Genomic DNA, 24973 nt, shown 5'->3' with positions numbered 1-24973 from the left:
AGCGAGGTCATGCACGGGTGTAATGCGTGAAGGTGGCTGCTACAGCTTACGGGCGGCCAACTGCGCAGGACACCGCGGCAGGTGCCCGACAGGCGCGCCGGTGGACGTCGGTCGACGCGCTGTCACAGGCGGGTGGCAGGATCGTTCCCATGTCCGATCTGTGCGCCCCCGCTCCCTACGACGCCCTGCTGCTGCTCTCCTTCGGCGGACCCGAAGGTCCGGATGACGTGGTCCCGTTCCTGGCGAACGTGACGCGCGGCCGCGGCATCCCCGAGGAGCGGCTCAAGGAGGTCGGCAAGCACTACTTCCTGTTCGGCGGCGTCAGCCCGATCAACGCCCAGAACAGGGCCCTGCTGGACGCCCTGCGCAAGGACTTCGCGGAACACGGGCTCGATCTGCCGGTGTACTGGGGCAACCGCAACTGGGCCCCGTACCTCACCGACACCCTGCGCGAGATGGTCGCCGACGGGCACCGCCGCGTCGCCGTCCTCGCCACCAGCGCCTACGCCTCGTACTCCGGATGCCGTCAGTACCGCGAGAACCTCGCCGAGTCGCTGGCCGTGCTGGAGGCCGAAGGGCTGCCGGTGCCACGCGTCGACAAGCTCCGGCACTACTTCAATCACCCCGGCTTCGTACGGCCCATGGTGGACGGCGTACTGAAGTCGCTGGCCGATCTTCCCGAGGACGTCAGGGCCGGGGCGCACCTCGCCTTCACCACGCACTCCATCCCCACCTCCGCCGCCGAGACCTCAGGTCCCGAGGAGACGCACGGCGACGGTGGCGCCTATGTGGCCGAGCATCTCGACGTCGCACGGCTGATCGTCGACGCGGTCCGTGAGCAGACGGGCACCGACCACCCGTGGCGGCTCGTCTACCAGTCGCGCAGCGGTGCCCCGCACATCCCGTGGCTGGAGCCCGACATCTGCGACCACCTGGAGACGCTCCACGGGGACGGCGTGCCCGCCGTGGTGATGGCCCCCATCGGCTTCGTCTCGGACCACATGGAAGTCCTGTACGACCTCGACACCGAGGCCACCGCGAAGGCCGCCGAGCTCGGCCTGCCCGTCCGCCGGTCCGCGACGGTCGGCGCCGACCCGCGGTTCGCCGCGGCCGTGCGCGAGCTGGTGCTGGAGCGCGCCGCCACCGACCAGGGACGCCCGGTGGAGCGGTGCGCGCTCGGGGCGCTCGGCCCGAGCCACGACCTCTGTCCCGTCGGCTGCTGCCCGGCCCGTGCCCTCAAGCCCGCCGCGGCGGGCGCCGACAGTCCCTACGCCTAGGAGCGCTGTACCGCTGTGACCCCTGTGTCCTCTGTGACCGACCCCGCCCTGTCCGAACTGCTCGACCTCGCACGGGAGGCTGCCCGGCGCGCCGGTGCGCTGCTGCGCGACGGCCGCCCCGCCGATCTGGGCGTGGCCGCGACGAAGTCGAGCCCCATCGATGTCGTCACCGAGATGGACATCGCAGCCGAGAAGCTGATCACCGGCTTCCTTGCCGAGCACCGCCCCCAGGACGGGTTCCTCGGTGAGGAGGGCGCCAGCTCCGCGGGCAGCAGCGGCGTCCGCTGGGTCATCGACCCGCTCGACGGCACCGTGAACTACCTCTACGGACTGCCGACATGGGCCGTCTCGATCGCCGCCGAGCGGAACGGCGAGCGGGTCGTGGGCGTGGTGGAGGCCCCGATGCGCGGCGAGACGTACTTCGCGGTCGTCGGCGGCGGTGCGTACGCAAACGGCGGGGCGTACGGCGAGGGTGCCGCGCTGCGCAGCCGGCCCGCGCCGCCGCTCGATCAGGCGCTGGTCTCCACCGGCTTCAACTACGTCACAGACGTCCGTAGGCATCAGGCGGATGTCGTCCAGCAGCTGATCCCGAAGCTGCGCGACATCCGGCGCGGCGGCTCGGCCGCCATCGATCTCTGCGACGTCGCCGCCGGCCGGCTGGACGGCTACTACGAGCGCGGCCTCCACCCCTGGGACCTCGCGGCCGGTGACCTGATCGCCCGGGAGGCGGGCGCCCGCACCGGCGGGCGGCCCGGGCTGGCCGCCGACGGCGAGCTGACGCTGGCCGCCACGCCGGGTGTCTTCGAGCCTCTGCAGGCGCTGCTGGAGGAGCTGGGCGCCTGGCACGACTGACAGCACCGTCGGCGAAGCCCCTGGTCCGGGCTGCGGCGGACCGCCACGGACGGCACAGGGCCCCGGCGTCGCCAGCGACGCCGGGGCCCTGTGCCGACGACTCAGACGGCCGTGGCGCCGATTTCGACGCCGTGTTCGGCGGCCAGACGGTGCAGGTCGTCGAGTTCTCCCTGCTCGACGTCCGCGAGGAAGTCGTCGCCCGTCTCACGAGCACGGGTGAGGTCGGACTCAGTCGTTCTGATTCGTTGCAGCAGACCTGCGGTGAAAGCGTCCATAGTGCGCCCCCTCATCGTGGGTCGGTGGCACGGGGGTGTGCCCGGGTTTCCCTCCGCCGAGGGCGGTAGGGCGGGTGATCACGCACTCTCCGGGGGACGGAGCGGCCGTGGAGTGCCACATACATGGCGTGATCGCGGGTGTGAATTCGTCCTCCCCAGCCCCAGGCTCAGAGAAACCTCAACTGGCCCGGAAATCCGGTGAATTCCCGGAAGCCGCAGGTCGTGCCGCGCCGCCTTACCGCCGGTTTATACGCGTTGCGGGCAGGATGGTGCCGCACAGACAGTGCTGCTGAGCGGCCCCGGATCACGGTCCGTGCGCTCATTCGGACGTTCTGAAGTTTCAAGGGAAGGACAGCGCCGTGCGCGTACTCGTCGTGGAGGACGAGCAGCTGCTCGCCGATGCGGTGGCCACCGGACTGCGCCGGGAGGCCATGGCCGTCGACGTCGTGTACGACGGTGCGGCCGCCCTGGAGCGCATCGAGGTCAACGACTACGACGTGGTGGTGCTGGACCGGGACCTCCCCCTGGTGCACGGCGACGACGTCTGCCGTCGCATCGTCGAGCTGGGCATGCCGACCCGGGTGCTCATGCTCACCGCATCCGGGGACGTCAGCGACCGTGTGGAGGGCCTGGAGCTCGGCGCCGACGACTATCTGCCCAAGCCGTTCGCCTTCAGCGAGCTGACCGCGCGGGTACGGGCCCTCGGGCGCCGTACGACGGTCGCGCTGCCGCCCGTCCTGGAGCGCGCCGGCATCAAGCTGGACCCCAACCGCCGCGAGGTCTTCCGGGACGAGCACGAGATCCAGCTCGCGCCGAAGGAGTTCGCCGTGCTGGAGGTGCTCATGCGCAGCGAGGGAGCGGTCGTCTCGGCGGAGCAGCTGCTGGAGAAGGCCTGGGACGAGAACACCGACCCGTTCACCAACGTCGTGCGGGTGACGGTCATGACGCTGCGCCGCAAACTCGGAGAGCCGCCGGTGATCGTCACCGTGCCCGGCTCCGGCTACCGGATCTGACGGCCGGTGTCCGCCGCCCCGGCGCCGCCCACGGCGCCCCCGAAGCCCACCTGGGACCCCAAACAGCTGGAGCCCCCGTACCCCTGGCTGCGCCCGACCATCCGGATACGGCTCACCCTCCTGTACGGCGGGATGTTCCTGATCGCCGGCATCCTGCTGCTGTCGATCATCTACATGCTGGCCGCACAGGCCCTGCACGTGGGCAGCGAGCTGCCGTTCAAGATCGTCAGCGGCCAGGTGTCCAGCGACGTGTGCAACCTGTCCGGTGAGGGATCGTCGCCGAGCGCTGTCAACGCGGCCATGAACTCGTGCGTCAACCATCAGCGGCAGCAGGCGCTCGACACGCTCCTGAACCGCTCGCTGCTGGCCCTCGTCGGCCTGAGCGTCATCGCCTTCGCCTTCGGCTACGCCATGGCGGGGCGGGTGCTCTCCCCGCTGGGCCGGATCACCAGGACCGCCCGCCAGGTCGCCGGTACGGACCTGTCCCGGCGGATCGAGCTGGACGGTCCGGACGACGAGCTCAAGGAGCTCGCCGACACCTTCGACGACATGCTCGACCGGCTGGAACGGGCCTTCACCGCACAGCAGCGGTTCGTCGGGAACGCCTCGCACGAGCTGCGCACCCCGCTCGCGATCAATCGCACGCTGCTGGAGGTCCATCTCTCCGACCCGCAGGCGCCGCCGGAGCTCCAGCAGCTCGGCAAGACCCTGCTGGCCACCAACGAGCGCAGCGAACAGCTGGTCGAGGGCCTGCTGCTGCTCGCCCGGAGCGACAACCAGATCATCGAGCGAAAACCGGTCGACCTGGCCGAGGTCGCTTCCCGGGCCCTCGACCAGACGCGCGGCGAGGCCGAGGAGAAGGGCGTCGAGTTCCGTGGCGAGATCGTGCCCGCCGTCGTCCAGGGCAACGGTGTGCTGCTGGAGCGGATCGCGCTGAACCTCGTGCAGAACGCCGTGCGCTACAACGTCCCGGAGGAGGGCTGGGTGGAGGTCACCACCGAGCTGCAGCCGGGGCAGGCGGTGCTGGTGGTCTCGAACACCGGCCCGGTGGTGCCGGCGTACGAGATCGACAACCTCTTCGAGCCCTTCAGGCGGCTCCGTACGGAGCGAACGGGCAGCGACAAGGGGGTCGGGCTCGGCCTGTCGATCGCACGGTCCGTGGCGCGCGCTCATGGCGGCCGTATCATCGCGGAGCCCCGTGAGGGTGGTGGTCTCGTGATGCGCGTCACCCTGCCTGTCTGAGAGGCTGGTCCGAGCGATTCGCACACAGATCGCCCTGTTCGCTTTGAGCGGAATTTTCGGGACCCGTGCCCGGAAGAGCCGTGTGTGATCGATCACAGGAGCGAATTTCGAACCATCCACGCTCCGTGATCAGGCCTCCCACCAAAAATCCGGCAAAAGTCGGGGTTTTCGGGGGTCGATATCACGGGAAGTACACGGGGTGGCGCCCGTGAAGCATGGCGCTCGGACCGTGTACGGTCCCCTTCGCCACCCAAGCCGATCGCTCTCGAGAGGTCCGCTCGGGTGTCGATTGAGTAACAGACCTTGATGTGAGGCAAAATCTCCGCCTCGGGTCGGGCACAAGTCCGGCCTCTCACGCGTTACGTGCGCTGAGACACCGCAGACACCCAGAGGGGGAGTGCGACAAATGGCAACGGATTACGACACCCCACGCAAGACCGATGACGACGTCGACCAGGACAGTCTTGAAGAGCTCAAGGCACGTCGGAGCGACAAGACGGCGTCCGCCGTCGACGTCGACGAGTTCGACGCGGCCGAAGGACTGGAGCTGCCCGGCGCAGACCTGTCCAATGAGGAGCTCGCTGTAAGGGTTCTGCCCAAGCAGGCCGATGAGTTCACGTGCATGAGCTGCTTCCTCGTGCACCACCGGAGCCAGCTGGCCCGCGAGAAGAACGGCCAGCCGATCTGCCGCGACTGCGACTAGGTTCGGTCGGCCGTGGCAGGCGACACACCGTTCCGGAAGCGGCGCTTGTGGCGTAAGAGGTCGTCGGAGGCGTATCAGGGCGGTACAGGCCCGGTGGAAGGCGTAGCAGCGCCTGCCGAGCGGTCCGCCCTGCCACTCCCTCCGGGCGAGTCTGACGACGAGCGGGGCCGCTGGGCCTCGCTCGAAGCAGTGGAAGCCGCCATCGCGGCAGAGGTGGCACGAGCAGGGCAAGTAGCAGCACCAGCAGTCGACGCGGCCGAGCAGCAGGTCGACACGACGGAGCCCGTGACCGGGGCAGGCCGTCTGCATTCAGTGAAACGGGGCGTCCGCAAGAGCGGGGAGAGCGCCAGGGCGGCGATCGGTCATATCGCCGACCGGATCATCGAAACGGCTCCCCGCGTCCCTGTGCGCGACCTTGCCACCCTGCGCCGGCAGTTCCCGGGACTCGGTCCCGAGGAGCTCGCCGACAAACTCATCGCAGGCGCGAGCAAGGGCACGGCCACCGTAGGCGCCGGTATCGGGGCGGCGGCCATGATGCCCGTACCGCCGGCCATGCTCGCCGAGCTGGCCGCGGAGATCACCGGCGTGGCCGCGATCGAGATGAAGCTCGTGGCCGAACTGCACGAGGTCTACGGTCAGCGCCCGCCGGGCGGCCTCACCCAGCGCAGCACCGCGTACCTCACCTCCTGGACGGAGGAGCGCGGCATCGACGCCAGCCACCCCACGACGATCAATGCGGCGCTGGGCGGCCAGATGAAGCGGGAGCTGCGCCAGCAGATCATGAAGCGCATGGCGCGCGATCTGCCGAACCTGATCCCGTTCATGGTCGGCGCCGCCGTCGGCGCGATGATGAACCGCCGCGACACGAAGAAGCTTGCCGAGCGGGTCAGGAAGGACCTGCGCAAGCGCCAGGTCCCCTGGGACCGGCTTCCGGAGCAGCCGCCGCTGGAGCGGCCCCGGAAGCTGCACAAGGACCTCCCGAAGGAGATCGAGGGCTGAGCCCTCCCGCGCCCCGGCAGCCGCCGGCCGCGCGTCCTACGCCCGAACCGCCGTGAGCGCAGCCACCAGGGCCTGCGGCTCCCGGGTCGACAGATACACGTACGGGGTCGGGTCCTGCGGGTCCGTGACCTCCACCCGTACCGCTGTGGGGATGTAGCTGCGCAGCAGCATGAACGCGCGCGTGTCCGCCTTGTACGAGCGCCACGCGCGCGCCTCCTCGGCGTCCAGCGCCTCGGCCGCGCCGAGCGCCGACACCGGGATCCGGGCGTCGCCGGCGACCAGGGCGCCCGCCACCACCCGGATCCGGGCGGAGCCGTACGAGCTGACGGCGAGCGAGGCCAGGGCCGTGCCGCCGACCAGACCGGCCAGCAGCGGCAGGGTGCCGAGGGGCAGCAGCATCAGGGCGCAGGCGACGCCGATCAGGAAGGCGATGAGCCACCACGAACGGGGCGCGGTCAGACGTTCGTCGAAAGGCGGGGTGGAAGGCTGCATGAACCCAAGCTTGGCACGGCGCGACCTGCGGGTACCCGCGCGGGTAAGGTCTGCGCCTGTGAGTGGAACATCTGCGGCTCTGAAGCCACCGGCCGGCGCGGTGAAACCGGACCGGCACCCCGACGCCCCGGCCCCCGGCGAGCTCCTCGGTTCGCACTACGAACACTGTTTCGGTTGCGGCGGGGGGCAGGCACACGGCCTGCACCTCCAGGCGCGGGCCGGCGAGGGTGTGAGTGTCACCGCCGAGTTCACCGTGAAGCCCGCACACCAGGGCGCTCCGGGACTGGCGCACGGCGGCGTACTGGCCACCGCGCTGGACGAGACGCTCGGCTCGCTGAACTGGCTGCTGCGGGTGATCGCGGTGACCGGACGGCTGGAGACCGACTTCGTGCGTCCGGTGCCGGTGGGCACCGTGCTGCACCTGGACGCCGAGATCACCGCCGTGCACGGCCGGAAGATCTACTCCCGTGCGACCGGCCGGATCGGCGGCCCGGACGGGCCCGTCGCGGTCCGCGCCGAGGCCCTCTTCATCGAGGTCAAGGTCGACCACTTCATCGAGAACGGCCGCCCGGCCGAGATCCAGGCCGCGATGGCCGACCCGGACCAGTCCAAGCGTGTCCGCGCCTTCGAGGTGAACCCGTGATGCGCCATCCCGTCGACGTACTTATTCGCCGGGTCGATCCGGAGGTGCCGATTCCGGCATATGGGCACCCGGGCGACGCGGGGGCCGACCTGGTGACCACCGAGGCCGCCGAACTCGCCCCCGGGGAACGGGTGGTGCTGCCCACCGGCGTGTCGATCGCCCTGCCCGACGGTTACGCCGCTTTCGTGCACCCACGGTCCGGCCTCGCAGCACGCTGCGGAGTCGCGCTCGTGAATGCCCCGGGGACGGTTGATGCCGGGTACCGTGGAGAGATCAAGGTGATCGTCATCAATCTCGACCCGCGCGAGACCGTACGGTTCGAGCGGTTCGACCGGATTGCCCAACTGGTCGTCCAGCAGGTCGAGAAGGTGCGCTTCCACGAGGTGTCGGAGCTGCCCGGCTCGGCCCGGGGCGAGGGTGGTTTCGGATCCACCGGCGGGCATGCCACCGGTGATGATGTTGATGGCGTCAGGGGCGGGATCACCCAGGGCGGGAACAGCTACGCTTCGGTCGTACCCGACCGGGAAGGACAGTGACGTGTTCGGACGTCGCAAGAAGAGTGGTTCCGCCGAGGACGTGGCGGACGAAGCGCGCGAGGCCGAGCAGGTCGTCGACGAGCTCGATGACACCGACGCCGCCGAGAGCGGTGCGCGCCGGGTGAATCTCCCGCCGGCGCCGCGGCCGGACGGACCGTGGGACATCGACGAGGTCTCCCAGCCCGGCGAGGGCCGGGTCGATCTGGGCGGCATCTTCGTCCCCGGGGTCGAGGGCATGGAGCTGCGCGTCGAGGTCGCCGGAGACGCGATCGTCGCCGCCACCGTCGTGCTGCGCGACAGCGCGATCCAGCTGCAGGCCTTCGCCGCCCCCAAGAAGGAGGGCATCTGGGGCGAGGTCCGCGAGGAGATCGCCACCGGCATCACCAAGCAGGGCGGGATCATCGACGAGCTCGAGGGCCCGCTGGGCTGGGAGCTGCGGGCGCAGGTCCCCGTACAGCTTCCGGACGGGACGAACGGCGTGCAGCTGGTGCGCTTCGTCGGCGTCGACGGGCCCCGCTGGTTCCTGCGCGGAGTGATCTCCGGTCAGGGAGCCGTGCAGCCGGAGGCCGCCGGACTGCTGGAAACCATCTTCCGGGACACCGTGGTCGTCCGTGGCGAGGGCCCGATGGCGCCGCGCGACCCGATCGTCCTCAAGCTCCCCAACGACGCCCAGATGGTGCCCGAGGGCGTGCAGCAGGAGGACCAGGAGGGCTCGAAGTTCTCCGGTGGCATGGGTCAGCTCCAGCGCGGACCCGAGATCACCGAGGTGCGCTGAGCCGCCGACCGCGGCTCGAGACAGCTCAGGCCGGTGGGCCGTGCTTCCCTTCGAGGGAAGTACGGCCCACCGGCCTTCTGCGTGCCCGCGCGGCCCTTCTGCGTGCCCGCGCGGTGCGCGTACCGGCGCGTATATGGGGCGCGTATGCGGCACGTATGGGCGCCGTCAAGGGCGCGCCCCTCCCCGTAAGGAAGGCATCAACGCAGGCCACAGGGGCTCGGGACGAGGGTTTGCTCAAGAGGTCCGAAAATCCGAACCTCATCTAGGAGTACACGGTGGCCGACATGGCCTTCGTCGTCACCATGATCGCGGTCTTCGCGCTGGTGGCTCTCGTCGCCAAGGGGGTGGCGAAGCTGTGACTGCCGAGAACGTTGTCGGTCTGATCGTGGCCGTCGCCCTGCTGGGCTATCTCGTCCTCGCCCTTCTGTACCCGGAGAGGTTCTGAGCCCGATATGAGCCCCGTCCTCGCTGGTGTGCTCCAGCTGCTCGCGCTCGTGGTGGCGCTGGGCCTGGTGTATCGCCCCCTCGGTGACTACATGGCCGCCGTCTACTCCTCGAAGAAACATCTGCGAGTCGAGAAGTGGATCTACAAGTCCATCGGTGCGAATCCGGATACGGAGATGCGCTGGCCCGCTTATCTGCGCGGTGTCCTGGCGTTCTCCGCGGTGAGCGTCCTTTTCCTCTACCTGCTGCAGCGTGTCCAGGGCGGTCTGCCCGGCTCGCTCGGCTTCGCCTCGATCGATCCGGACCAGGCGTTCAACACGGCGGCGTCCTTCGTCGCGAACACCAACTGGCAGTCGTACTACGGCGAGCAGGCCATGGGCCATGTCCTCCAGACCGGCGGCCTTGCGGTGCAGAACTTCGTCTCGGCCGCGGTGGGTATTGCGGTGGCGGTGGCGCTGGTGCGGGGCTTTGCCCGCTCGCGTACCGGTGAGCTCGGCAACTTCTGGTCCGACCTGGTACGCGGCACCGTACGGATCCTGCTGCCGATCGCGGTGGTCGGCGCCATCGCCCTGGTCGCGTGTGGTGCGATCCAGAACTTCGCCGGTATCCACGGTGTCGGCCAGTTCATGGGCGGCTCGCAGCAGTGGAACGGCGGTGCGGTCGCTTCGCAGGAGGCGATCAAGGAGCTGGGTACCAACGGTGGCGGTTACTTCAACGCCAACTCGGCCCACCCGTTCGAGAACCCCAACGGGCTCTCCAACCTTCTCCAGATCTTCCTGATCCTGGTCATCCCGTTCGCGCTGACCCGTACGTTCGGCCGGATGGTCGGCTCCCTCAAGCAGGGCTACGCGATCCTGGCGACGATGGGCGTGATCTGGCTCGGCTTCAGCGCGCTGATGATGTGGACCGAGTTCGCCCACCACGGGCCCGCGTTCGACATCGCGGGCGGGGCGATGGAGGGCAAGGAGACCCGCTTCGGGGTCGGTGGCTCGTCGATCTTCGCGGTGGCCACCACGCTGACCTCGACGGGTGCGGTGAACTCGTTCCACTCCTCGTTCACCGGTTTCGGCGGTGGTATCACCATGCTGGGCATGCAGCTCGGTGAGATCGCTCCGGGTGGTACCGGCTCGGGTCTGTACGGGATGCTGATCATGGCGATCATCGCGGTGTTCATCGCGGGTCTGATGGTCGGCCGTACGCCGGAGTATCTCGGCAAGAAGATCGGCACCCGTGAGATCAAGCTCGCGGCCTGCTACATCCTGATCACGCCTGCGCTGGTGCTCTGCTTCACCGCCGCGGCGATGGCCCTGCCCACCCCGGTCCATTCGATGACGAACTCCGGTGCGCACGGGTTCTCCGAGATTTTGTATGCGTACACCTCGGGTGCCAACAACAACGGTTCGGCGTTCGCGGGTCTGAACGCGGACACGCAGTGGTTCAACACCACCATCGGGCTCGCGATGCTGCTGGGCCGGTTCCTGCCCATTGTGTTCGTTCTGGCGCTGGCGGGTTCGCTCGCCGAGCAGAAGCCCGTCCCGGCGACCGTCGGCACGCTCGGCACGCACAAGCCGCTGTTCACCGGTCTGCTGGTCGGCACGATCCTGATCGTCACCGGTCTGACCTTCTTCCCGGCGCTCGCACTGGGACCGCTGGCCGAGGGGCTGGCGTCATGACCACGAAACTGAAGCAAGAGGACTCGATGTCCACTGTCACCAACGACCGGGCACCGCACCAGTACGCGCCTACCGGTCACCGTCCCGAAGGACGCGTCGGCGGGGGTCTGTTCGACCCCAAGCAGCTGCTCAAGTCCTTCCCCGACGCGGTACGCAAGCTCGACCCCCGGGTGATGGTCAAGTCACCGGTGATGTTCGTGGTCCTGGCCGGTTCGGTGCTCACCACCGTTCTGGCCGCCCTGGACCCGACCGACTGGTTCGGCTGGGCGATCGCCGCGTGGCTGTGGCTCACCACGATCTTCGCCAACCTGGCGGAGGCGGTCGCCGAGGGCCGCGGCAAGGCCCAGGCCGACACGCTGCGCAAGGCCAAGACCGACACCGTCGCGCGCCGCCTCGTCGGGAAGAACGAGGAGCTCGTACAGGGCACCGATCTGCGCATCGGCGACCTGGTGGTCTGCGAGGCCGGCGACATCGTCCCCGGCGACGGTGACGTCGTCGAGGGTGTCGCCAGCGTGGACGAGTCCGCCATCACCGGGGAGTCGGCGCCGGTCATCCGGGAGTCGGGCGGTGACCGCAGCGCGGTCACAGGTGGCACGAAGGTGCTATCCGACCGCATCGTCGTCAAGATCACCACCAAGCCCGGCGAGACGTTCATCGACCGGATGATCAGCCTGGTGGAGGGTGCCTCCCGGCAGAAGACGCCCAACGAGATCGCGCTGAACATCCTGCTCGCGTCCCTCACCATCGTCTTCCTGCTGGCCGTCGTCACCCTGCAGCCGTTCGCGATCTACGCGGGACAGCGGCAGTCGATGATCGTGCTGACCGCGCTGCTGGTCTGTCTGATCCCGACCACGATCGGCGCGCTGCTCTCCGCCATCGGCATCGCGGGTATGGACCGTCTCGTCCAGCGCAATGTGCTCGCCATGTCGGGACGTGCCGTCGAGGCCGCCGGCGATGTGTCGACGCTGCTGCTCGACAAGACCGGCACGATCACGCTCGGCAACCGGCAGGCCGCCGAGTTCGTACCTGTCAAGGGCACGACGGAGGCCGAGCTGGCGGATGCCGCACAGCTCTCCTCGCTCGCCGACGAGACGCCCGAGGGCCGCTCCGTCGTCGTACTCGCGAAGGACGAGTACGGGCTTCGCGAACGCCACCAGGGCCAGCTCGTCGGGGCCGAGTGGGTCGTCTTCACCGCGCAGACCCGGATGTCGGGTGTGGACGTCGAGGGACGCAGGATCCGCAAGGGTGCGACCGGCTCGGTCGTCGCCTGGGTCGAGGAGCGGGGCGGCACCGTCTCGCCGGACGCCCGCACGCTCACGGACCGGATCTCCCAGGCGGGCGGCACCCCGCTGCTCGTCGCCGTCGACGACGAGCGGGGCGCCCGCGTCCTCGGTGTCATCCACCTCAAGGACGTCGTCAAGGAGGGCATGCGGGAGCGGTTCGACGAGCTGCGTCGGATGGGCATCAAGACGGTCATGATCACGGGCGACAACCCGCTGACCGCGAAGGCCATCGCCGAGGAGGCGGGGGTCGACGACTTCCTCGCCGAGGCCACGCCCGAGGACAAGATGGCCCTCATCAAGCGTGAGCAGGCGGGTGGCAAGCTCGTCGCGATGACCGGTGACGGTACGAACGACGCACCGGCGCTCGCCCAGGCCGATGTCGGCGTGGCCATGAACACCGGCACCTCGGCCGCCAAGGAGGCCGGGAACATGGTGGACCTGGACTCCAACCCGACCAAGCTCATCGAGATCGTCGAGATCGGCAAGCAACTGCTGATCACCCGCGGCGCCCTGACCACCTTCTCGATCGCCAACGACGTCGCGAAGTACTTCGCGATCATCCCGGCGATGTTCGCGGTGGTCTACCCGGGCCTGGACAAGCTGAACATCATGCAGCTGTCCTCGCCGCAGTCCGCGATCCTGTCCGCGGTCGTCTTCAACGCGCTGATCATCATCGCGCTGGTGCCGCTCGCCCTGAAGGGCGTTCGCTACCGGCCGAGCAGCGCCGACTCGATGCTCCGCCGCAACCTCGGGATCTACGGACTCGGCGGCCTGGTCGCCCCGTTCATCGGCATCAAGATCATCGACCTGATCCTCTCCCTCATTCCCGGAATCGGCTGATCGCGCCATGACCTCCATGAACAACTCCGCAGGCAACACCGTTCGGCTGCTCTGGGCCGGGCTGCGCGCCCTGCTCGTCCTCACCATCGTCTGCGGCGTGATCTACCCGCTCGCCGTCACCGGTGTCGCCCAGGGCATCCTCCCGGGCAAGGCCAACGGTTCCGAGATCACGGCGAACGGCAAGGTCGTCGGCTCAGAACTCATCGGCCAGCGCTACGACCTGCCGCTGAAGAAGGGTGAGGAGACCGCGGCCCCGGACCTCAAGTGGTTCCAGCCGCGCCCGTCCAACGGACTCGGCACCAACAGCGTCAACACCCAGTACAAGCTGATCCTGTCCGGCGCGACCAACCGGTCCGGCGACAACAAGGACCTGATCGACTGGGTCACCGCCGCCAAGGCCGCCGTCGTCAAGGACAACTCCGTGCCCGGCCACCCGGTCAGCCCCTCGGACGTGCCGGCCGACGCCGTCACCTCCTCCGGCTCCGGTCTCGACCCGGCCATCTCCCCGCAGTACGCGCAGCTCCAGGTGCGCCGCGTCGCCGAGCGGAACCACCTCGGCGTCGACCAGGTGGAGAAGCTGGTGGAACAGCACACCGACGGCCGGATCCTCGGATTCGTGGGCGAACCGCAGGTCAACGTCCTGGAGCTCAACATCGCACTCAAGGAGCTGGTGAACGAGGGTTGATTCTCGTCGACGGATGCGCCGGGCCGCCGTGGTCATGCTGTACGGACCACGGCGGCCCGGCGCCGTGCCCGCCCGGTGGATCTCGGGCATTGCCCGTCCGTGTGCCGCATGCACATACTGGCGGCCGACGGGACCGACCACGCATGGGGGAGCGCATGACCGACAGCACCGGCGCAAAGAGCACAGGCGGCCAGGGCGGCACGGCGGTCGCCGAGGGCCCGGCCCGCGGGCCGATGGTCCGCATCGAGGGCCTGCACCGCTCGTACGGAACCGGCGCGGGCGCCGTCCACGCGCTGCGCGGGATCTCCCTCGACGTGCCGCGCGGTGAACTCGTCGCACTCAAGGGGCGCTCGGGCTCCGGCAAGACGACCCTGCTGAACCTGGTCGGCGGCCTCGACAGCCCCGACCGCGGCCGGATCACCGTCGACGGCACGGACCTTTCCGAGCTCGGCGAGGACGGGCTGCTGGAGCTGCGCCGGGACCGGATCGGCTTCATCTTCCAGTCGTTCGGTCTGATCCCGATCCTGACCGCCGCGGAGAACGTCGGCGTACCGATGCGGCTGCGCAAGGCGGACCCACGCGAGCGGGAGGACCGGGTGGCGTTGCTGCTCTCCCTGGTCGGGCTCGGCGACCACGGTGCGCAGCGGCCCGGGGAGCTCTCCGGCGGCCAGCAGCAGCGCGTCGCCATCGCCCGTGCGCTCGCCAACCGGCCCGCGCTGCTGATCGCGGACGAGCCGACGGGGCAGCTCGACGCGGAGACGGGGCTCGCCGTGATGGAACTGTTGCGGGCGGTGGTCCGGAGCGAGGGGGTGACGGCGTTGGTGGCGACGCACGATGCGCAGTTGCTGGGGCTGGCGGACCGGGTGCTGGAGCTGAGTGACGGGCTCATCGCCGAACAGCACGCGTAGGCGGCGGGGGAGGGGTGTCCGGGTTCGCCTGGGCACCTTTTGTCGTCACCTGTCGTGATATGCACTGCCTCTCGGTTCCGGCGCATCAGAATTCTGTCAATTCGGTCTCCTGTCCGACCTTGCGTCCCCTTTGTCGCAAATATTCGAGGTAGCTTCGTCAGCGGGCTGCCGCATCGGCCGCAGTCGTTCATCTGAAAGACAATGGGGCCATGGCACGCGGCAAGCTTCGGATCTACCTGGGCGCGGCACCGGGCGTCGGCAAGACGTACGCGATGCTCTCCGAGGCGCACCGCCGGGTGGAGCGGGGCACCGACTGCGTCGTCGGGTTCGTGGAACACCACGACCGGCCGCGCACCGAGGTGATGCTGCACGGCCTGGAGCAGGTCCCGCGTCGCGCGATCGAATACCGCGACACCGTCTTCACCGAGATGGATGTCGACGCAGTCCTGGACCGTGCCCCGGCCGTCGCCCTGGTGGACGAACTGGCGCACACCAATGTCCCGGGCTCCCGCAACGCCAAACGCTGGCAGGACGTCGAAGAGCTCCTCCAGGCGGGCATCGACGTCGTCTCCACCGTCAACATCCAGCACCTGGAGTCGCTCGGCGACGTCGTCGAGTCGATAACCGGCGTGCGGCAGCGCGAGACCGTCCCCGACGAGGTCGTCCGCCGGGCGGACCAGATCGAGCTGGTCGACATGTCGCCCCAGGCGCTGCGCCGCCGGATGGCCCACGGCAACATCTACAAGCCGGACCGGATCGACGCGTCCCTGTCCAACTACTTCCGCCCGGGCAACCTCACCGCTCTGCGCGAGCTCGCCCTGCTCTGGGTCGCGGACCGGGTCGACGAGTACCTCCAGCAGTACCGCGGCGAACACAACATCAGCACCACCTGGCAGGCTCGCGAACGCATCGTCGTCGGGCTCACCGGCGGACCCGAGGGCCGTACGCTCATCCGCCGCGCGTCCCGGATGGCCGCCAAAGGCTCCGGCGGCGAGATCCTCGCCGTCTACATCGCCCGCAGCGACGGACTGACCTCCGCGTCGCCCAAGGAACTCACCGCTCAGCGCACTCTCGTCGAGGACCTCGGCGGTACGTTCCACCACGTCATCGGCGACGACATACCCTCGGCCCTCCTTGCGTTCGCCCGGGGTGTCAACGCCACCCAGATCGTCCTCGGCTCCAGCCGTCGCAAGGCCTGGCAATACATCTACGGGCCCGGCGTCGGCGCCACCGTCGCCCGCGAGTCCGGCCCCGACCTCGACGTCCACATCGTCACGCACGACGAGGTCGCCAAGGGCCGCGGACTGCCGATCGCCCGCGGCGCCCGGCTCGGCCGGGCCCGGATCATCTGGGGCTGGTTGACCGGCGTCGGCGGTCCGGTCCTGCTCACGCTGCTCCTGACCAGCATGACGAACGGTCCGGGGCTCGCCAACGACGTCCTGCTCTTCCTCTTCATGACGGTCGCCGCGGCCCTGCTCGGTGGGCTGCTGCCCGCCCTCGCTTCCGCGGCCGTCGGCTCGCTGCTGCTGAACTACTGGTTCACCCCGCCGACCCACACCCTGACGGTGCAGGACCCGAGGAACTTCGTCGCCATCGTGATCTTCTTCGCGGTCGCGGTGGCAGTGGCCTCCGTTGTCGACCTGGCGGCCCGCCGTACCCATCAGGCGGCCCGATTGCGTGCCGAGTCCGAGATCCTGTCCTTCCTGGCCGGCAGTGTGCTGCGCGGCGAGACCACCCTGGACGCCCTGCTGGACCGGGTCCGCGAGACCTTCGCCATGGAGTCCGTGGCGCTCCTGGAGCGGCGCAGCGACGTCGACCCGTGGACCTGTGCGGGCAGCGTCGGACCTGCGCCCGTCTCCCGCCCCGAGGACGCCGATGTGGACATGCCCGTCGGCGACCACATGGCGCTCGCGCTCTCGGGCCGGGTGCTGCCCGCCGAGGACCGCCGGGTGCTCGGCGCGTTCGCCGCCCAGGCCGCCGTCGTACTCGACCGGCAGCGCTTGGTCGGGGAGGCGGAGGAGGCCCGGCGGCTCGCCGAGGGGAACCGGATAAGGACCGCGCTCCTCGCCGCCGTCAGCCACGATCTGCGGACCCCGCTGGCCGCCATCAAAGCGGCGGTCACCTCGCTGCGCTCCGACGACGTGGCCTGGTCGGAGGCGGATGAGGCGGAGCTCCTCGAAGGCATCGAGAACGGCGCCGACCGTCTCGACCACCTGGTCGGCAACCTCCTCGACATGTCGAGGCTGCAGACCGGCACCGTCACCCCGCTGATCCGGGAGATCGACCTCGACGAGGTGGTCCCGATGGCGCTCGGAGGCGTACCGGAGGGCAGCGTCGACCTGGACATCCCCGAGACGCTGCCGATGGTCGCCGTCGACCCGGGGCTGCTGGAGCGGGCCGTCGCGAACATCGTCGAGAACGCCGTCAAGTACAGCCCCGGCGGGGAGCGCGTCACCGTGGCTGCCAGCGCGCTCGGCGCCCGGGTCGAGCTCCGGGTGGCCGACCGCGGTCCCGGCGTCCCCGACGAGGGCAAGGAGCGGATCTTCGAGCCCTTCCAGCGTTACGGCGACGCCCCGCGCGGCGCCGGAGTCGGCCTGGGGCTCGCCGTCGCCCGCGGCTTCGTGGAGTCCATGGGCGGCACCCTCGACGCGGAGGACACTCCGGGTGGTGGCATGACCATGGTCCTGACGCTCAAGGCGGTGTCGGGATACGTTCCGACCGGTACCGATCTGCCCGCACAGGCCGTCTCGTGATCGCCGCAGTGATACCCGTAGTGCTCCCCGCAGCAATTCCGTACAGCAGAAAGGCAGGTTCCCGATGACCCGGGTGCTTGTGGTCGACGACGAGCCGCAGATCGTACGCGCCCTCGTGATCAATCTGAAGGCGCGCAAGTACGAGGTGGACGCGGCGCCCGACGGTGCGACGGCCCTCCAGCTCGCCGCCGCGCGTCACCCCGATGTGGTCGTCCTCGACCTCGGACTGCCGGACATGGACGGCGTGGAAGTGATCAGGGGGCTGCGCGGCTGGACCCGGGTGCCGATCCTGGTGCTGTCCGCCCGCCACACCTCCGACGAGAAGGTCGAGGCGCTGGACGCGGGAGCCGACGACTACGTCACGAAGCCGTTCGGCATGGACGAGCTGCTGGCCCGGCTACGTGCCTCGGTCCGGCGGGCCGAACCGGTGGGTCAGGACGGCGCCGACGACATCGTGATGGTCGAGACCGAGGGGTTCACCGTCGACCTGGCGGCGAAGAAGGTACAACGCGATGGCCGCGACGTGCGGCTCACCCCGACCGAGTGGCATCTGCTGGAGGTGCTGGTCCGCAACAGCGGCCGGCTGGTCAGCCAGAAGCAGCTGCTGCAGGAGGTGTGGGGGCCTTCGTACGGCACCGAGACCAACTACCTGCGGGTCTACATGGCCCAGCTCCGGCGCAAGCTGGAGGCGGACCCCTCGCACCCCCGGCACTTCGTCACCGAACCGGGCATGGGTTACCGCTTCGAACGCGGCTGAGCACCGTGCGTGCGGCGGACTACCGTCAGCTTCGCTCCCTCGCGAGTCGCCCGTCAGGGTGAGAGAACGGACACCTGCCCGGACCACCCTGGCCCGGTACCCTTCGGGTATGAGTGCTGTCCCTCGTTCCGAGAAGGCGGAGCGGCCGTCCGGCCGCTTCCGTCGGATGCTCGACCGGCTGTCCAGCTCCCAGCAAGACCTGGAATCGGAGGAGCTGCAGGAGGACTCGCAGGCATCGGGATGCACGCGGATCTCCGAATGCAACGACCGCCAGATCGTCAAGGTGACTGGTACCTTGCGGACCGTCACCCTGCGGCCGCGCGCCGGAGTGCCCGCCCTGGAGGCGGAGCTCTTCGACGGCACCGCCCCGCTGGACGTCGTCTGGCTGGGCAGGCGTTCCATCGTGGGCATAGAACCGGGCCGTAAGCTCATCGCCTCCGGCCGGATCGCCATGAGCCACGGACGCCGGGTGCTGTTCAACCCCAAATACGAACTCCGACCGCTCGGCAAGGAGTAGCCGGTGACGTCTCTCGACAAGCCGACACCCGATACGGACCGCACCGACCAGCAGGAGGCCGACGCGAAGGCGGTCACCGAAGCCGCCCTCTTCGAGGCGTTCGGCGGCATCCGCGGGATGGTGGAGACAGTCCTGCCCGGGCTGCTCTTCGTCACGATCTTCACCATCAACAAGGACCTGCACACCTCGGCCATCGCGGCCCTGGCGGTGTCCCTGGTCCTCGTCGCCGTACGGCTGATCCGCAAGGACACCGTCAAGCACGCCTTCAGCGGGGTCTTCGGCGTCGCCTTCGGTGTGGTCTTCGCGATGATGACGGGCAACGCCAAGGACTTCTACCTGCCCGGCATGATCTACACGCTGGGCCTGGCCCTCGCCTACATCGTCACGACGATCGCCGGCGTGCCACTGATAGGGCTGATCCTCGGGCCGGTCTTCAAGGAGAACCTCTCCTGGCGCACCCGGAACCCCGGCCGCAAGAAGGCGTACGCCAAGGCCAGCTGGGCCTGGGGCCTGATACTGCTCGCCAAGTGCGCGATCCTCTTCCCGCTCTACTGGTGGGCCGACACCGCCCAGCTCGGCTGGGTCCTGGTCGCCCTGAAGATCCCGCCGTTCCTGCTCGCGGTGTACCTGACCTGGGTCTTCCTCGCCAAGGCGCCGCCGCCCATCGACGTCTTCGCCGAGATGGAGGCGGAGGAGCAGGCCGAGAAGGCCCGCAAGGAGGCAGCCGCCGCGGCCCGCAACACCGAGGCCTGACCGGCAGCGACAGCGAAGGGGCCCGGAACCGTGACAACGGTTCCGGGCCCCTTCGTCGTACGAGATGCCCTGCGGTACGACGTACCGAAGGCGAGGCCGGTCAGCCGGCCGGCCGTCCTCAGCCGTCGGCGACCTCGCGACGCACCGACAGCAGGTCCTCCAGCTGCTCCTCGCGCGCCTGGGCGGCCACGAACAGCAGCTCGTCACCGGCCTCCAGCGTCTCCTCCGAGCCCGGGGTCAGCACCCGCGTACCGCGGATGATGGTGACCAGAGAGGTGTCCTCGGGCCACGCCACATCGCCGACCTGGGTACCGGCCAGCGCCGACTCCGGGGGCAGCGTCAGCTCGACCAGGTTGGCGTCGCCGTGGCTGAAGCGCAGCAGCCGGACCAGATCGCCGACGCTCACCGCCTCCTCGACCAGCGCGGACATCAGACGCGGCGTGGAGACCGCGACATCGACGCCCCAGGACTCGTTGAACAGCCACTCGTTCTTCGGGTTGTTGACCCGGGCGACGACCCGCGGCACGCCGTACTCGGTCTTCGCGAGCAGCGAGACGACCAGGTTCACCTTGTCGTCGCCGGTCGCGGCGATCACGACGTTGCAGCGCTGGAGCGCCGCCTCGTCCAGCGAGGTGATCTCACAGGCATCCGCGAGCAGCCACTCGGCCATGGGCACCCGCTCCACCGAAATGGCGGTCGGCGCCTTGTCCACGAGGAGCACCTCGTGGCCGTTCTCCAGCAGCTCGCCGGCGATGGAGCGGCCCACCGCGCCGGCCCCGGCAATCGCGACACGCATCAGTGACCGCCCTCCTCAGGACCCTCGGCGAAGGCCGCCTCGACCTTCGCGATCTCGTCCGTACGCATCATCACGTGGACGAGATCGCCCTCCTGCAGCACCGTCTGCGACGACGGCAGAATGGCTTCGCCCAATCGGGTGAGGAACGCCACGCGGACACCCGTCTCCTCCTGCAGCGTGCTGATCTTGTGCCCGATCCAGGACGGGGTGGTGTGCACCTCGGCGAGCTGAACACCGCCGCTCGGGTCGCGCCACAGCGGCTCGGCGCCCGAGGGCAGCAGCCGCCGCAGCATCTGGTCCGCCGTCCAGCGCACGGTGGCGACCGTGGGGATGCCGAGGCGCTGGTAGACCTCGGCGCGCCGCGGGTCGTAGATCCGCGCCGCGACGTTCTCGATGCCGAACATCTCGCGGGCCACCCGGGCGGCGATGATGTTCGAGTTGTCGCCGCTGCTCACCGCGGCGAACGCGCCGGCCTCCTCGATACCCGCCTCACGGAGGGTGTCCTGGTCGAAGCCGACGCCGGTGACGCGGCGGCCACCGAACCCCGACCCGAGACGGCGGAACGCCGTGGGGTCCTGGTCGATCACGGCGACCGTGTGCCCCTGCTGCTCCAGGGTCTGCGCGAGAGCGGCTCCTACTCGCCCGCAGCCCATGATGACGATGTGCACCTTGCGCCTACCTCGCAGTCCTGGTCGTCCGGCTGACCTGCGAAAACACCCTGCTCACACTCTTTCCTCGGCTTGCCGGGCAAACAACGGGGCAACGTTTTCCGGCGTTGCCCGGGATGAGCTTATGCGGCCACCGACGCGTTGCCTCATTCGAGTGTGCTTTCGCCACGGCCGTAGCTGCAAAGGCGCGGTAAAGAGGAGCAGGTGACCGAGCAGCGGTGAAGAGAGATCCACTGGAACGCCACCGTCCGTTACCTCCGCCCCCGTGGCCAACCGGAACGGAACGGTTACAGCGCGCTCATGCCATAAGGGGGGAGTGCAAGGATTCCGTTAAGGATTCCGTGCCGATTTCGGCTGAGTGCAGGAGATTGCAGGACCGCAGGGGTGGTGCGTCGGCGGCCTCCATACGGAACCCTTACGATCCTCAGCGTGTCCAAACTGACCGACGTGCCCAAACGGATCCTGATCGGCCGGGCGTTGCGCAGCGACAAGCTGGGGGAAACGCTCCTCCCCAAGCGCATCGCCCTCCCCGTCTTCGCATCCGACCCGCTGTCCTCGGTGGCGTACGCACCAGGAGAAGTCCTCCTCGTGCTGTCCATCGCGGGCGTGTCGGCGTACCACTTCAGCCCGTGGATCGCGGCCGCTGTCGTGGTCCTGATGTTCACGGTCGTCGCCTCGTACCGGCAGAACGTGCATGCCTACCCGAGCGGCGGCGGCGACTACGAGGTCGCCACCACCAACCTCGGCCCCAAGGCCGGTCTGACCGTCGCCAGCGCCCTGCTGGTGGACTACGTCCTGACCGTCGCCGTGTCGATCGCCTCCGGCGTGGAGAACCTCGGCTCCGCGATCCCGTTCGTAGTCGAGCACAAGACGCTCTGCGCGATCGCGGCCATCGTACTGCTGACCCTGATGAACCTGCGGGGCGTCAAGGAGTCCGGCAAGCTCTTCGCCATCCCCACGTATCTCTTCGTGGCCGGCGTCTTCGTCATGATCGTCTGGGGCGCGTTCCGCGGTCTGGTCCTCGGCGACACCATGCACGCCCCGACCTCGGACTACGAGATCAAGCCCGAGCACCAGGGCCTCGCCGGCTTCGCCCTCGTCTTCCTGCTGCTGCGGGCGTTCTCCTCCGGCTGTGCGGCGCTCACCGGCGTCGAGGCGATCAGCAACGGTGTGCCCGCCTTCCGCAAGCCGAAGAGCAAGAACGCCGCGACCACGCTCGCGATGATGGGCCTGCTCGCCGTCACGATGTTCTGCGGCATCATCGGCCTGGCCATGGCCACCGATGTGAAGATGGCCGAGAACCCGGCCCAGGACCTGATCCACAACGGAGCCGCCGTCGGTTCGAGCTTCGTCCAGGACCCGGTGATCTCCCAGGTCGCGGCCGCCGTCTTCGGTGACGGCTCGTTCCTCTTCATCATCCTCGCCGGGGCCACCGCACTCGTGCTCTTCCTGGCCGCCAACACCGCGTACAACGGCTTCCCGCTGCTCGGCTCGATCCTCGCCCAGGACCGGTACCTGCCCCGCCAGCTGCACACCCGCGGCGACCGGCTCGCCTTCTCCAACGGCATCGTGCTGCTGGCCGGCGCGGCCATCCTGCTCACCTGGATCTACGGCGCCGACTCGACCCGGCTGATCCAGCTGTACATCGTCGGCGTGTTCGTCTCCTTCACCCTCAGCCAGACCGGCATGGTCCGGCACTGGAACCGTCATCTGAGGACCGAGAAGGACCCGGCCAAGCGCCGCCACATGATCCGCTCCCGCGCGATCAACACCTTCGGCGCGTTCTTCACCGGCCTGGTGCTCGTCGTCGTACTCGCCACCAAGTTCACCCACGGCGCCTGGGTGGCGCTGCTCGGCATGGTGATCTTCTACGGGACGATGACCGCGATCCGCAGGCACTACGACCGCGTCGCCGAGGAGATCTCCGCCGACGAGGCCCCGTCCGACGACAGCATGAAGCCCTCCCGGGTCCACTCGATCGTCCTGGTCTCCAAGCTGCACCGGCCCACGCTGCGCGCACTCGCGTACGCCAAGCTGATCCGCTCCGACCACCTGGAGGCGCTCTCCATCAGCGTCGACCCGGCCGAGACCAAGGCGCTCAAGGCGGACTGGGAGCGGCGCGGCATCAACATCCCGCTGAAGATCCTCGACTCCCCGTACCGCGAGGTGACCCGGCCGGTCATCGACTACGTGAAGGGCCTGCGCCGGGAGAGCCCGCGCGACGTGGTCAGCGTCTACATCCCGGAGTACGTGGTCGGGCACTGGTACGAGCATCTGCTGCACAACCAGAGCGCCCTGCGCCTCAAGGGGCGGCTGCTGTTCACCCCGGGCGTGATGGTGACGTCCGTCCCGTACCAGCTGGAGTCCTCCGAGGCCGCGAAGAAGCGCGCCAGGAAGCGTGCCGAATGGAACGCTCCTGGATCGGTTCGCCGGGGCCCCGTGGAGCGCAGGACCAAGGAGCCCAGCAGCAAGAGCTGACTCTCCGCGCCCCGCAAGTGGTAAGCGGCCGGACACCACCCACGTAGACTTGTGGGTTGTTGTCCGGCCGTTTTCCTTTGATCTCTGGAGCCACCCCCTCATGCAGAACGAATCCACCTCGTCGCCGGCCGAGGACTCGCAGACCGGGGACTCACTGATCGGCGAGGAGTACGAGGTCGAGGTGGGCCCCGTCGCACACGGCGGCCACTGCATCGCCCGTACCTCGGAGGGGCAGGTCCTCTTCGTACGGCACACGCTCCCCGGCGAGAAGGTCATCGCCAGGATCACCGACGGCGACAAGGACTCCCGCTTCCTGCGCGCCGACGCCGTCACGATCATCGAACCGTCCAAGGACCGCGTCGAGGCGCCCTGCCCGTACGCCGGCCCCGGCAAGTGCGGCGGCTGCGACTGGCAGCACGCCAAGCCGGGCGCACAGCGCCGGCTCAAGGGCGAAGTCATCGCCGAACAGCTCCAGCGTCTCGCCGGGCTCACCCCCGAAGAGGCGGGCTGGGACGGCACGGTCATGCCGGCCGAGGGGGACAAGCTCCCGAAGGGTGAGGTGCCCGCCTGGCGCACCCGCGTCCAGTACGCCATCGACGAGAACGGCCGGGCCGGCCTGCGCAAGCACCGCTCGCACGACGTCGAACCGATCGAGCACTGCATGATCGCGGCGCCCGGCGTCTCGGAACTCGGCATCGAGAAGCGCGACTGGACCGGCATGGCCTCGGTGGAAGCCATCACCGCCACCGGTTCCAACGACCGCCAGGTCATCCTCACCCCGAAGCCCGGCGCCCGGCTGCCGCTCGTCGAGCTCGACAAGCCGGTCTCCGTCCTGCGCGTCGACGAACGCGACGGCGGCATCCACCGGGTCCACGGCCGCGGCTTCGTCCGCGAACGCGCCGACGACCGCACGTACCGCGTCGGCTCGGGCGGCTTCTGGCAGGTCCACCCGCAGGCCGCCAACACCCTCGTGCGCGCCGTCATGCAGGGCCTCCTGCCCCGCAAGAACGACATGGCCCTCGACCTCTACTGCGGCGTCGGCCTGTTCGCCGGCGCCATCGGCCAGCGCATCGGTGAGAAGGGCGCGGTCCTCGGCATCGAGTCCGGCAAGCGCGCCGTCGAGGACGCCCGCCACAACCTCCAGGACCTCGACCGGGTCCGCATCGAGCACGGCAAGGTCGAGCAGATCCTGCCCCGCACCGGCATCACCGAGTGCGACCTGATCGTCCTCGACCCGCCGCGCGCGGGCGCGGGCAAGCAGACGGTGAAGCACCTCGCCGGCCTCGGCGCCCGCCGCATCGCCTACGTCGCCTGCGACCCGGCGGCACTCGCGCGCGACCTGGCGTATTTCCGCGAGGGCGGCTACAAGGTGCGGACGCTGCGTGCGTTCGACCTGTTCCCGATGACGCATCATGTGGAGTGCGTGGCGATCCTTGAACCTGTCGCAAAGGGCGCCTGACCTGCGGTTTCTCGGAATTCGTGAGCTACTCGACCTGTTCCCGCGCATGCAAAGCGTGAAGGTGTGTCGGAACTGGTGGAAGCTTCCTGACCTGCAGTTTCAGTAGGGAGCGTGGTGGTCTTCGCTAGAGGCATCAGGACACTCATCGGAGC

24 protein-coding genes are annotated in these 24973 nt (G+C 69.2%); 20 read left to right on the top strand and 4 right to left on the bottom strand.

Annotation, left to right across the window (positions count from 1 at the left end; genetic code table 11):
* Window positions 1-149 precede the first annotated feature (149 nt).
* Window positions 150-1277, top strand: a complete 1128-nt coding sequence (locus tag ACFYP5_RS25565) for a ferrochelatase (RefSeq protein ID WP_389040199.1) — start codon at window positions 150-152, stop codon at window positions 1275-1277.
* A 33-nt stretch (window positions 1278-1310) separates the two neighbouring features.
* The gene (locus ACFYP5_RS25560) at window positions 1311-2129 is read left to right on the top strand and encodes an inositol monophosphatase family protein (protein ID WP_389040414.1); all 819 of its coding nucleotides are present in this window, start codon (window positions 1311-1313) and stop codon (window positions 2127-2129) included.
* A gap of 101 nt (window positions 2130-2230) precedes the next feature.
* On the opposite strand, the gene ACFYP5_RS25555 is transcribed toward ACFYP5_RS25560, so the two are convergent.
* A complete protein-coding gene (locus ACFYP5_RS25555) occupies window positions 2231-2404 on the bottom strand; it encodes a hypothetical protein (RefSeq protein ID WP_267000908.1) in 174 nt (57 codons plus the stop codon).
* 359 nt (window positions 2405-2763) lie between these two features.
* On the opposite strand from ACFYP5_RS25555, the gene ACFYP5_RS25550 reads away from it, so the two are divergent.
* From ACFYP5_RS25550 to ACFYP5_RS25535, 4 genes are all read left to right on the top strand, one after another.
* Entirely contained in the window at window positions 2764-3417 is a 654-nt protein-coding gene (locus tag ACFYP5_RS25550) for a response regulator transcription factor (RefSeq protein WP_030927249.1), read from the top strand.
* A gap of 6 nt (window positions 3418-3423) precedes the next feature.
* The gene (locus tag ACFYP5_RS25545; protein WP_267000905.1) at window positions 3424-4659 is read left to right on the top strand and encodes a HAMP domain-containing sensor histidine kinase; all 1236 of its coding nucleotides are present in this window, start codon (window positions 3424-3426) and stop codon (window positions 4657-4659) included.
* A gap of 406 nt (window positions 4660-5065) precedes the next feature.
* Entirely contained in the window at window positions 5066-5362 is a 297-nt protein-coding gene (locus tag ACFYP5_RS25540; RefSeq protein ID WP_003965732.1) for a DUF4193 domain-containing protein, read from the top strand.
* Between the two features lie 12 nt (window positions 5363-5374).
* Window positions 5375-6361, top strand: coding sequence for a hypothetical protein (locus ACFYP5_RS25535; RefSeq protein ID WP_389040194.1), 987 nt, complete (start codon window positions 5375-5377; stop codon window positions 6359-6361).
* Window positions 6362-6397: 36 nt separating this feature from the next.
* Here ACFYP5_RS25535 and ACFYP5_RS25530 read toward each other — a convergent pair whose 3' ends face one another.
* Window positions 6398-6853 carry a DUF3093 domain-containing protein gene (locus ACFYP5_RS25530; RefSeq protein ID WP_093777250.1) on the bottom strand — a complete coding sequence of 152 codons (456 nt, stop codon included), beginning with the start codon at window positions 6851-6853 and terminating at the stop codon, window positions 6398-6400.
* Between the two features lie 58 nt (window positions 6854-6911).
* Here ACFYP5_RS25530 and ACFYP5_RS25525 point away from each other — a divergent pair, with 58 nt between their 5' ends.
* The 12 genes from ACFYP5_RS25525 (at window position 6912) to ACFYP5_RS25470 (ending at window position 19420) form a co-directional block, all read left to right on the top strand.
* The gene (locus tag ACFYP5_RS25525) at window positions 6912-7496 is read left to right on the top strand and encodes a PaaI family thioesterase (RefSeq protein ID WP_389040191.1); all 585 of its coding nucleotides are present in this window, start codon (window positions 6912-6914) and stop codon (window positions 7494-7496) included.
* Entirely contained in the window at window positions 7496-8032 is a 537-nt protein-coding gene (dut, locus tag ACFYP5_RS25520; protein WP_030973995.1) for a dUTP diphosphatase, read from the top strand. The genes ACFYP5_RS25525 and dut overlap by 1 nt, the downstream gene beginning before the upstream one ends.
* 1 nt (window position 8033) lies before the next feature.
* A complete protein-coding gene (locus ACFYP5_RS25515; RefSeq protein ID WP_313939589.1) occupies window positions 8034-8807 on the top strand; it encodes a DUF3710 domain-containing protein in 774 nt (257 codons plus the stop codon).
* Window positions 8808-9162: 355 nt separating this feature from the next.
* Window positions 9163-9252, top strand: a complete 90-nt coding sequence (gene kdpF / locus ACFYP5_RS25510) for a K(+)-transporting ATPase subunit F (protein ID WP_037823947.1) — start codon at window positions 9163-9165, stop codon at window positions 9250-9252.
* A 7-nt stretch (window positions 9253-9259) separates the two neighbouring features.
* Window positions 9260-10924: a potassium-transporting ATPase subunit KdpA gene (gene kdpA, locus ACFYP5_RS25505; RefSeq protein WP_389040188.1), complete on the top strand. Its 1665-nt coding sequence runs from the start codon at window positions 9260-9262 to the stop codon at window positions 10922-10924.
* On the top strand, window positions 10921-13047 hold the full coding sequence (kdpB, locus tag ACFYP5_RS25500; RefSeq protein WP_389040186.1) for a potassium-transporting ATPase subunit KdpB: 2127 nt from the start codon (window positions 10921-10923) through the stop codon (window positions 13045-13047). Before kdpA ends, kdpB begins: the two co-directional genes overlap by 4 nt.
* Before the next feature lie 16 nt (window positions 13048-13063).
* Window positions 13064-13732 carry a potassium-transporting ATPase subunit C gene (locus ACFYP5_RS25495; protein WP_389040183.1) on the top strand — a complete coding sequence of 223 codons (669 nt, stop codon included), beginning with the start codon at window positions 13064-13066 and terminating at the stop codon, window positions 13730-13732.
* Between the two features lie 155 nt (window positions 13733-13887).
* Window positions 13888-14640, top strand: coding sequence for an ABC transporter ATP-binding protein (locus tag ACFYP5_RS25490; protein WP_389040181.1), 753 nt, complete (start codon window positions 13888-13890; stop codon window positions 14638-14640).
* 209 nt (window positions 14641-14849) lie between these two features.
* Window positions 14850-17393: an ATP-binding protein gene (locus tag ACFYP5_RS25485; RefSeq protein ID WP_389040178.1), complete on the top strand. Its 2544-nt coding sequence runs from the start codon at window positions 14850-14852 to the stop codon at window positions 17391-17393.
* A 64-nt stretch (window positions 17394-17457) separates the two neighbouring features.
* Window positions 17458-18150: a response regulator gene (locus ACFYP5_RS25480; RefSeq protein ID WP_389040176.1), complete on the top strand. Its 693-nt coding sequence runs from the start codon at window positions 17458-17460 to the stop codon at window positions 18148-18150.
* A gap of 109 nt (window positions 18151-18259) precedes the next feature.
* Entirely contained in the window at window positions 18260-18667 is a 408-nt protein-coding gene (locus ACFYP5_RS25475; RefSeq protein WP_037822942.1) for an OB-fold nucleic acid binding domain-containing protein, read from the top strand.
* A 3-nt stretch (window positions 18668-18670) separates the two neighbouring features.
* Window positions 18671-19420, top strand: a complete 750-nt coding sequence (locus ACFYP5_RS25470) for a DUF3159 domain-containing protein (RefSeq protein WP_389040172.1) — start codon at window positions 18671-18673, stop codon at window positions 19418-19420.
* A gap of 118 nt (window positions 19421-19538) precedes the next feature.
* Here ACFYP5_RS25470 and ACFYP5_RS25465 read toward each other — a convergent pair whose 3' ends face one another.
* Together ACFYP5_RS25465 and ACFYP5_RS25460 are read right to left on the bottom strand one after the other, a co-directional pair.
* Window positions 19539-20216, bottom strand: coding sequence for a potassium channel family protein (locus tag ACFYP5_RS25465; protein WP_389040169.1), 678 nt, complete (start codon window positions 20214-20216; stop codon window positions 19539-19541).
* Window positions 20216-20884 (bottom strand): TrkA family potassium uptake protein, encoded by a 669-nt coding sequence (locus ACFYP5_RS25460; RefSeq protein ID WP_026242838.1) that lies wholly within the window; start codon window positions 20882-20884, stop codon window positions 20216-20218. The genes ACFYP5_RS25465 and ACFYP5_RS25460 overlap by 1 nt, the downstream gene beginning before the upstream one ends.
* A gap of 429 nt (window positions 20885-21313) precedes the next feature.
* Here ACFYP5_RS25460 and ACFYP5_RS25455 point away from each other — a divergent pair, with 429 nt between their 5' ends.
* Together ACFYP5_RS25455 and ACFYP5_RS25450 are read left to right on the top strand one after the other, a co-directional pair.
* The gene (locus ACFYP5_RS25455) at window positions 21314-23362 is read left to right on the top strand and encodes an APC family permease (RefSeq protein ID WP_389040166.1); all 2049 of its coding nucleotides are present in this window, start codon (window positions 21314-21316) and stop codon (window positions 23360-23362) included.
* Between the two features lie 100 nt (window positions 23363-23462).
* Window positions 23463-24821, top strand: coding sequence for a class I SAM-dependent RNA methyltransferase (locus tag ACFYP5_RS25450; protein WP_389040164.1), 1359 nt, complete (start codon window positions 23463-23465; stop codon window positions 24819-24821).
* Window positions 24822-24973 lie beyond the last annotated feature (152 nt).

The sequence above is a fragment of the Streptomyces sp. NPDC005262 genome (assembly GCF_042872425.1).
GTDB lineage: Bacteria > Actinomycetota > Actinomycetes > Streptomycetales > Streptomycetaceae > Streptomyces.
The sequence above is the reverse complement of the archived record's forward strand: the minus strand, read 5'-3'. Positions and strand labels throughout refer to the sequence as shown.

What these genes read in the sequence shown, in the direction of transcription:
- ACFYP5_RS25555 (WP_267000908.1), bottom strand. Translation starts at nt 2,404, where the DNA reads ATGGACGCTTTCACCGCAGGTCTGCTGCAACGAATCAGAACGACTGAG.
- ACFYP5_RS25465 (WP_389040169.1), bottom strand. Translation starts at nt 20,216, where the DNA reads ATGCGTGTCGCGATTGCCGGGGCCGGCGCGGTGGGCCGCTCCATCGCC.
- ACFYP5_RS25480 (WP_389040176.1), top strand. Translation starts at nt 17,458, where the DNA reads ATGACCCGGGTGCTTGTGGTCGACGACGAGCCGCAGATCGTACGCGCC.
- ACFYP5_RS25490 (WP_389040181.1), top strand. Translation starts at nt 13,888, where the DNA reads ATGACCGACAGCACCGGCGCAAAGAGCACAGGCGGCCAGGGCGGCACG.
- ACFYP5_RS25450 (WP_389040164.1), top strand. Translation starts at nt 23,463, where the DNA reads ATGCAGAACGAATCCACCTCGTCGCCGGCCGAGGACTCGCAGACCGGG.
- dut (WP_030973995.1), top strand. Translation starts at nt 7,496, where the DNA reads ATGCGCCATCCCGTCGACGTACTTATTCGCCGGGTCGATCCGGAGGTG.
- ACFYP5_RS25530 (WP_093777250.1), bottom strand. Translation starts at nt 6,853, where the DNA reads ATGCAGCCTTCCACCCCGCCTTTCGACGAACGTCTGACCGCGCCCCGT.
- kdpA (WP_389040188.1), top strand. Translation starts at nt 9,260, where the DNA reads ATGAGCCCCGTCCTCGCTGGTGTGCTCCAGCTGCTCGCGCTCGTGGTG.
- ACFYP5_RS25540 (WP_003965732.1), top strand. Translation starts at nt 5,066, where the DNA reads ATGGCAACGGATTACGACACCCCACGCAAGACCGATGACGACGTCGAC.
- ACFYP5_RS25495 (WP_389040183.1), top strand. Translation starts at nt 13,064, where the DNA reads ATGAACAACTCCGCAGGCAACACCGTTCGGCTGCTCTGGGCCGGGCTG.
- kdpB (WP_389040186.1), top strand. Translation starts at nt 10,921, where the DNA reads ATGACCACGAAACTGAAGCAAGAGGACTCGATGTCCACTGTCACCAAC.
- ACFYP5_RS25485 (WP_389040178.1), top strand. Translation starts at nt 14,850, where the DNA reads ATGGCACGCGGCAAGCTTCGGATCTACCTGGGCGCGGCACCGGGCGTC.
- ACFYP5_RS25475 (WP_037822942.1), top strand. Translation starts at nt 18,260, where the DNA reads ATGAGTGCTGTCCCTCGTTCCGAGAAGGCGGAGCGGCCGTCCGGCCGC.
- ACFYP5_RS25565 (WP_389040199.1), top strand. Translation starts at nt 150, where the DNA reads ATGTCCGATCTGTGCGCCCCCGCTCCCTACGACGCCCTGCTGCTGCTC.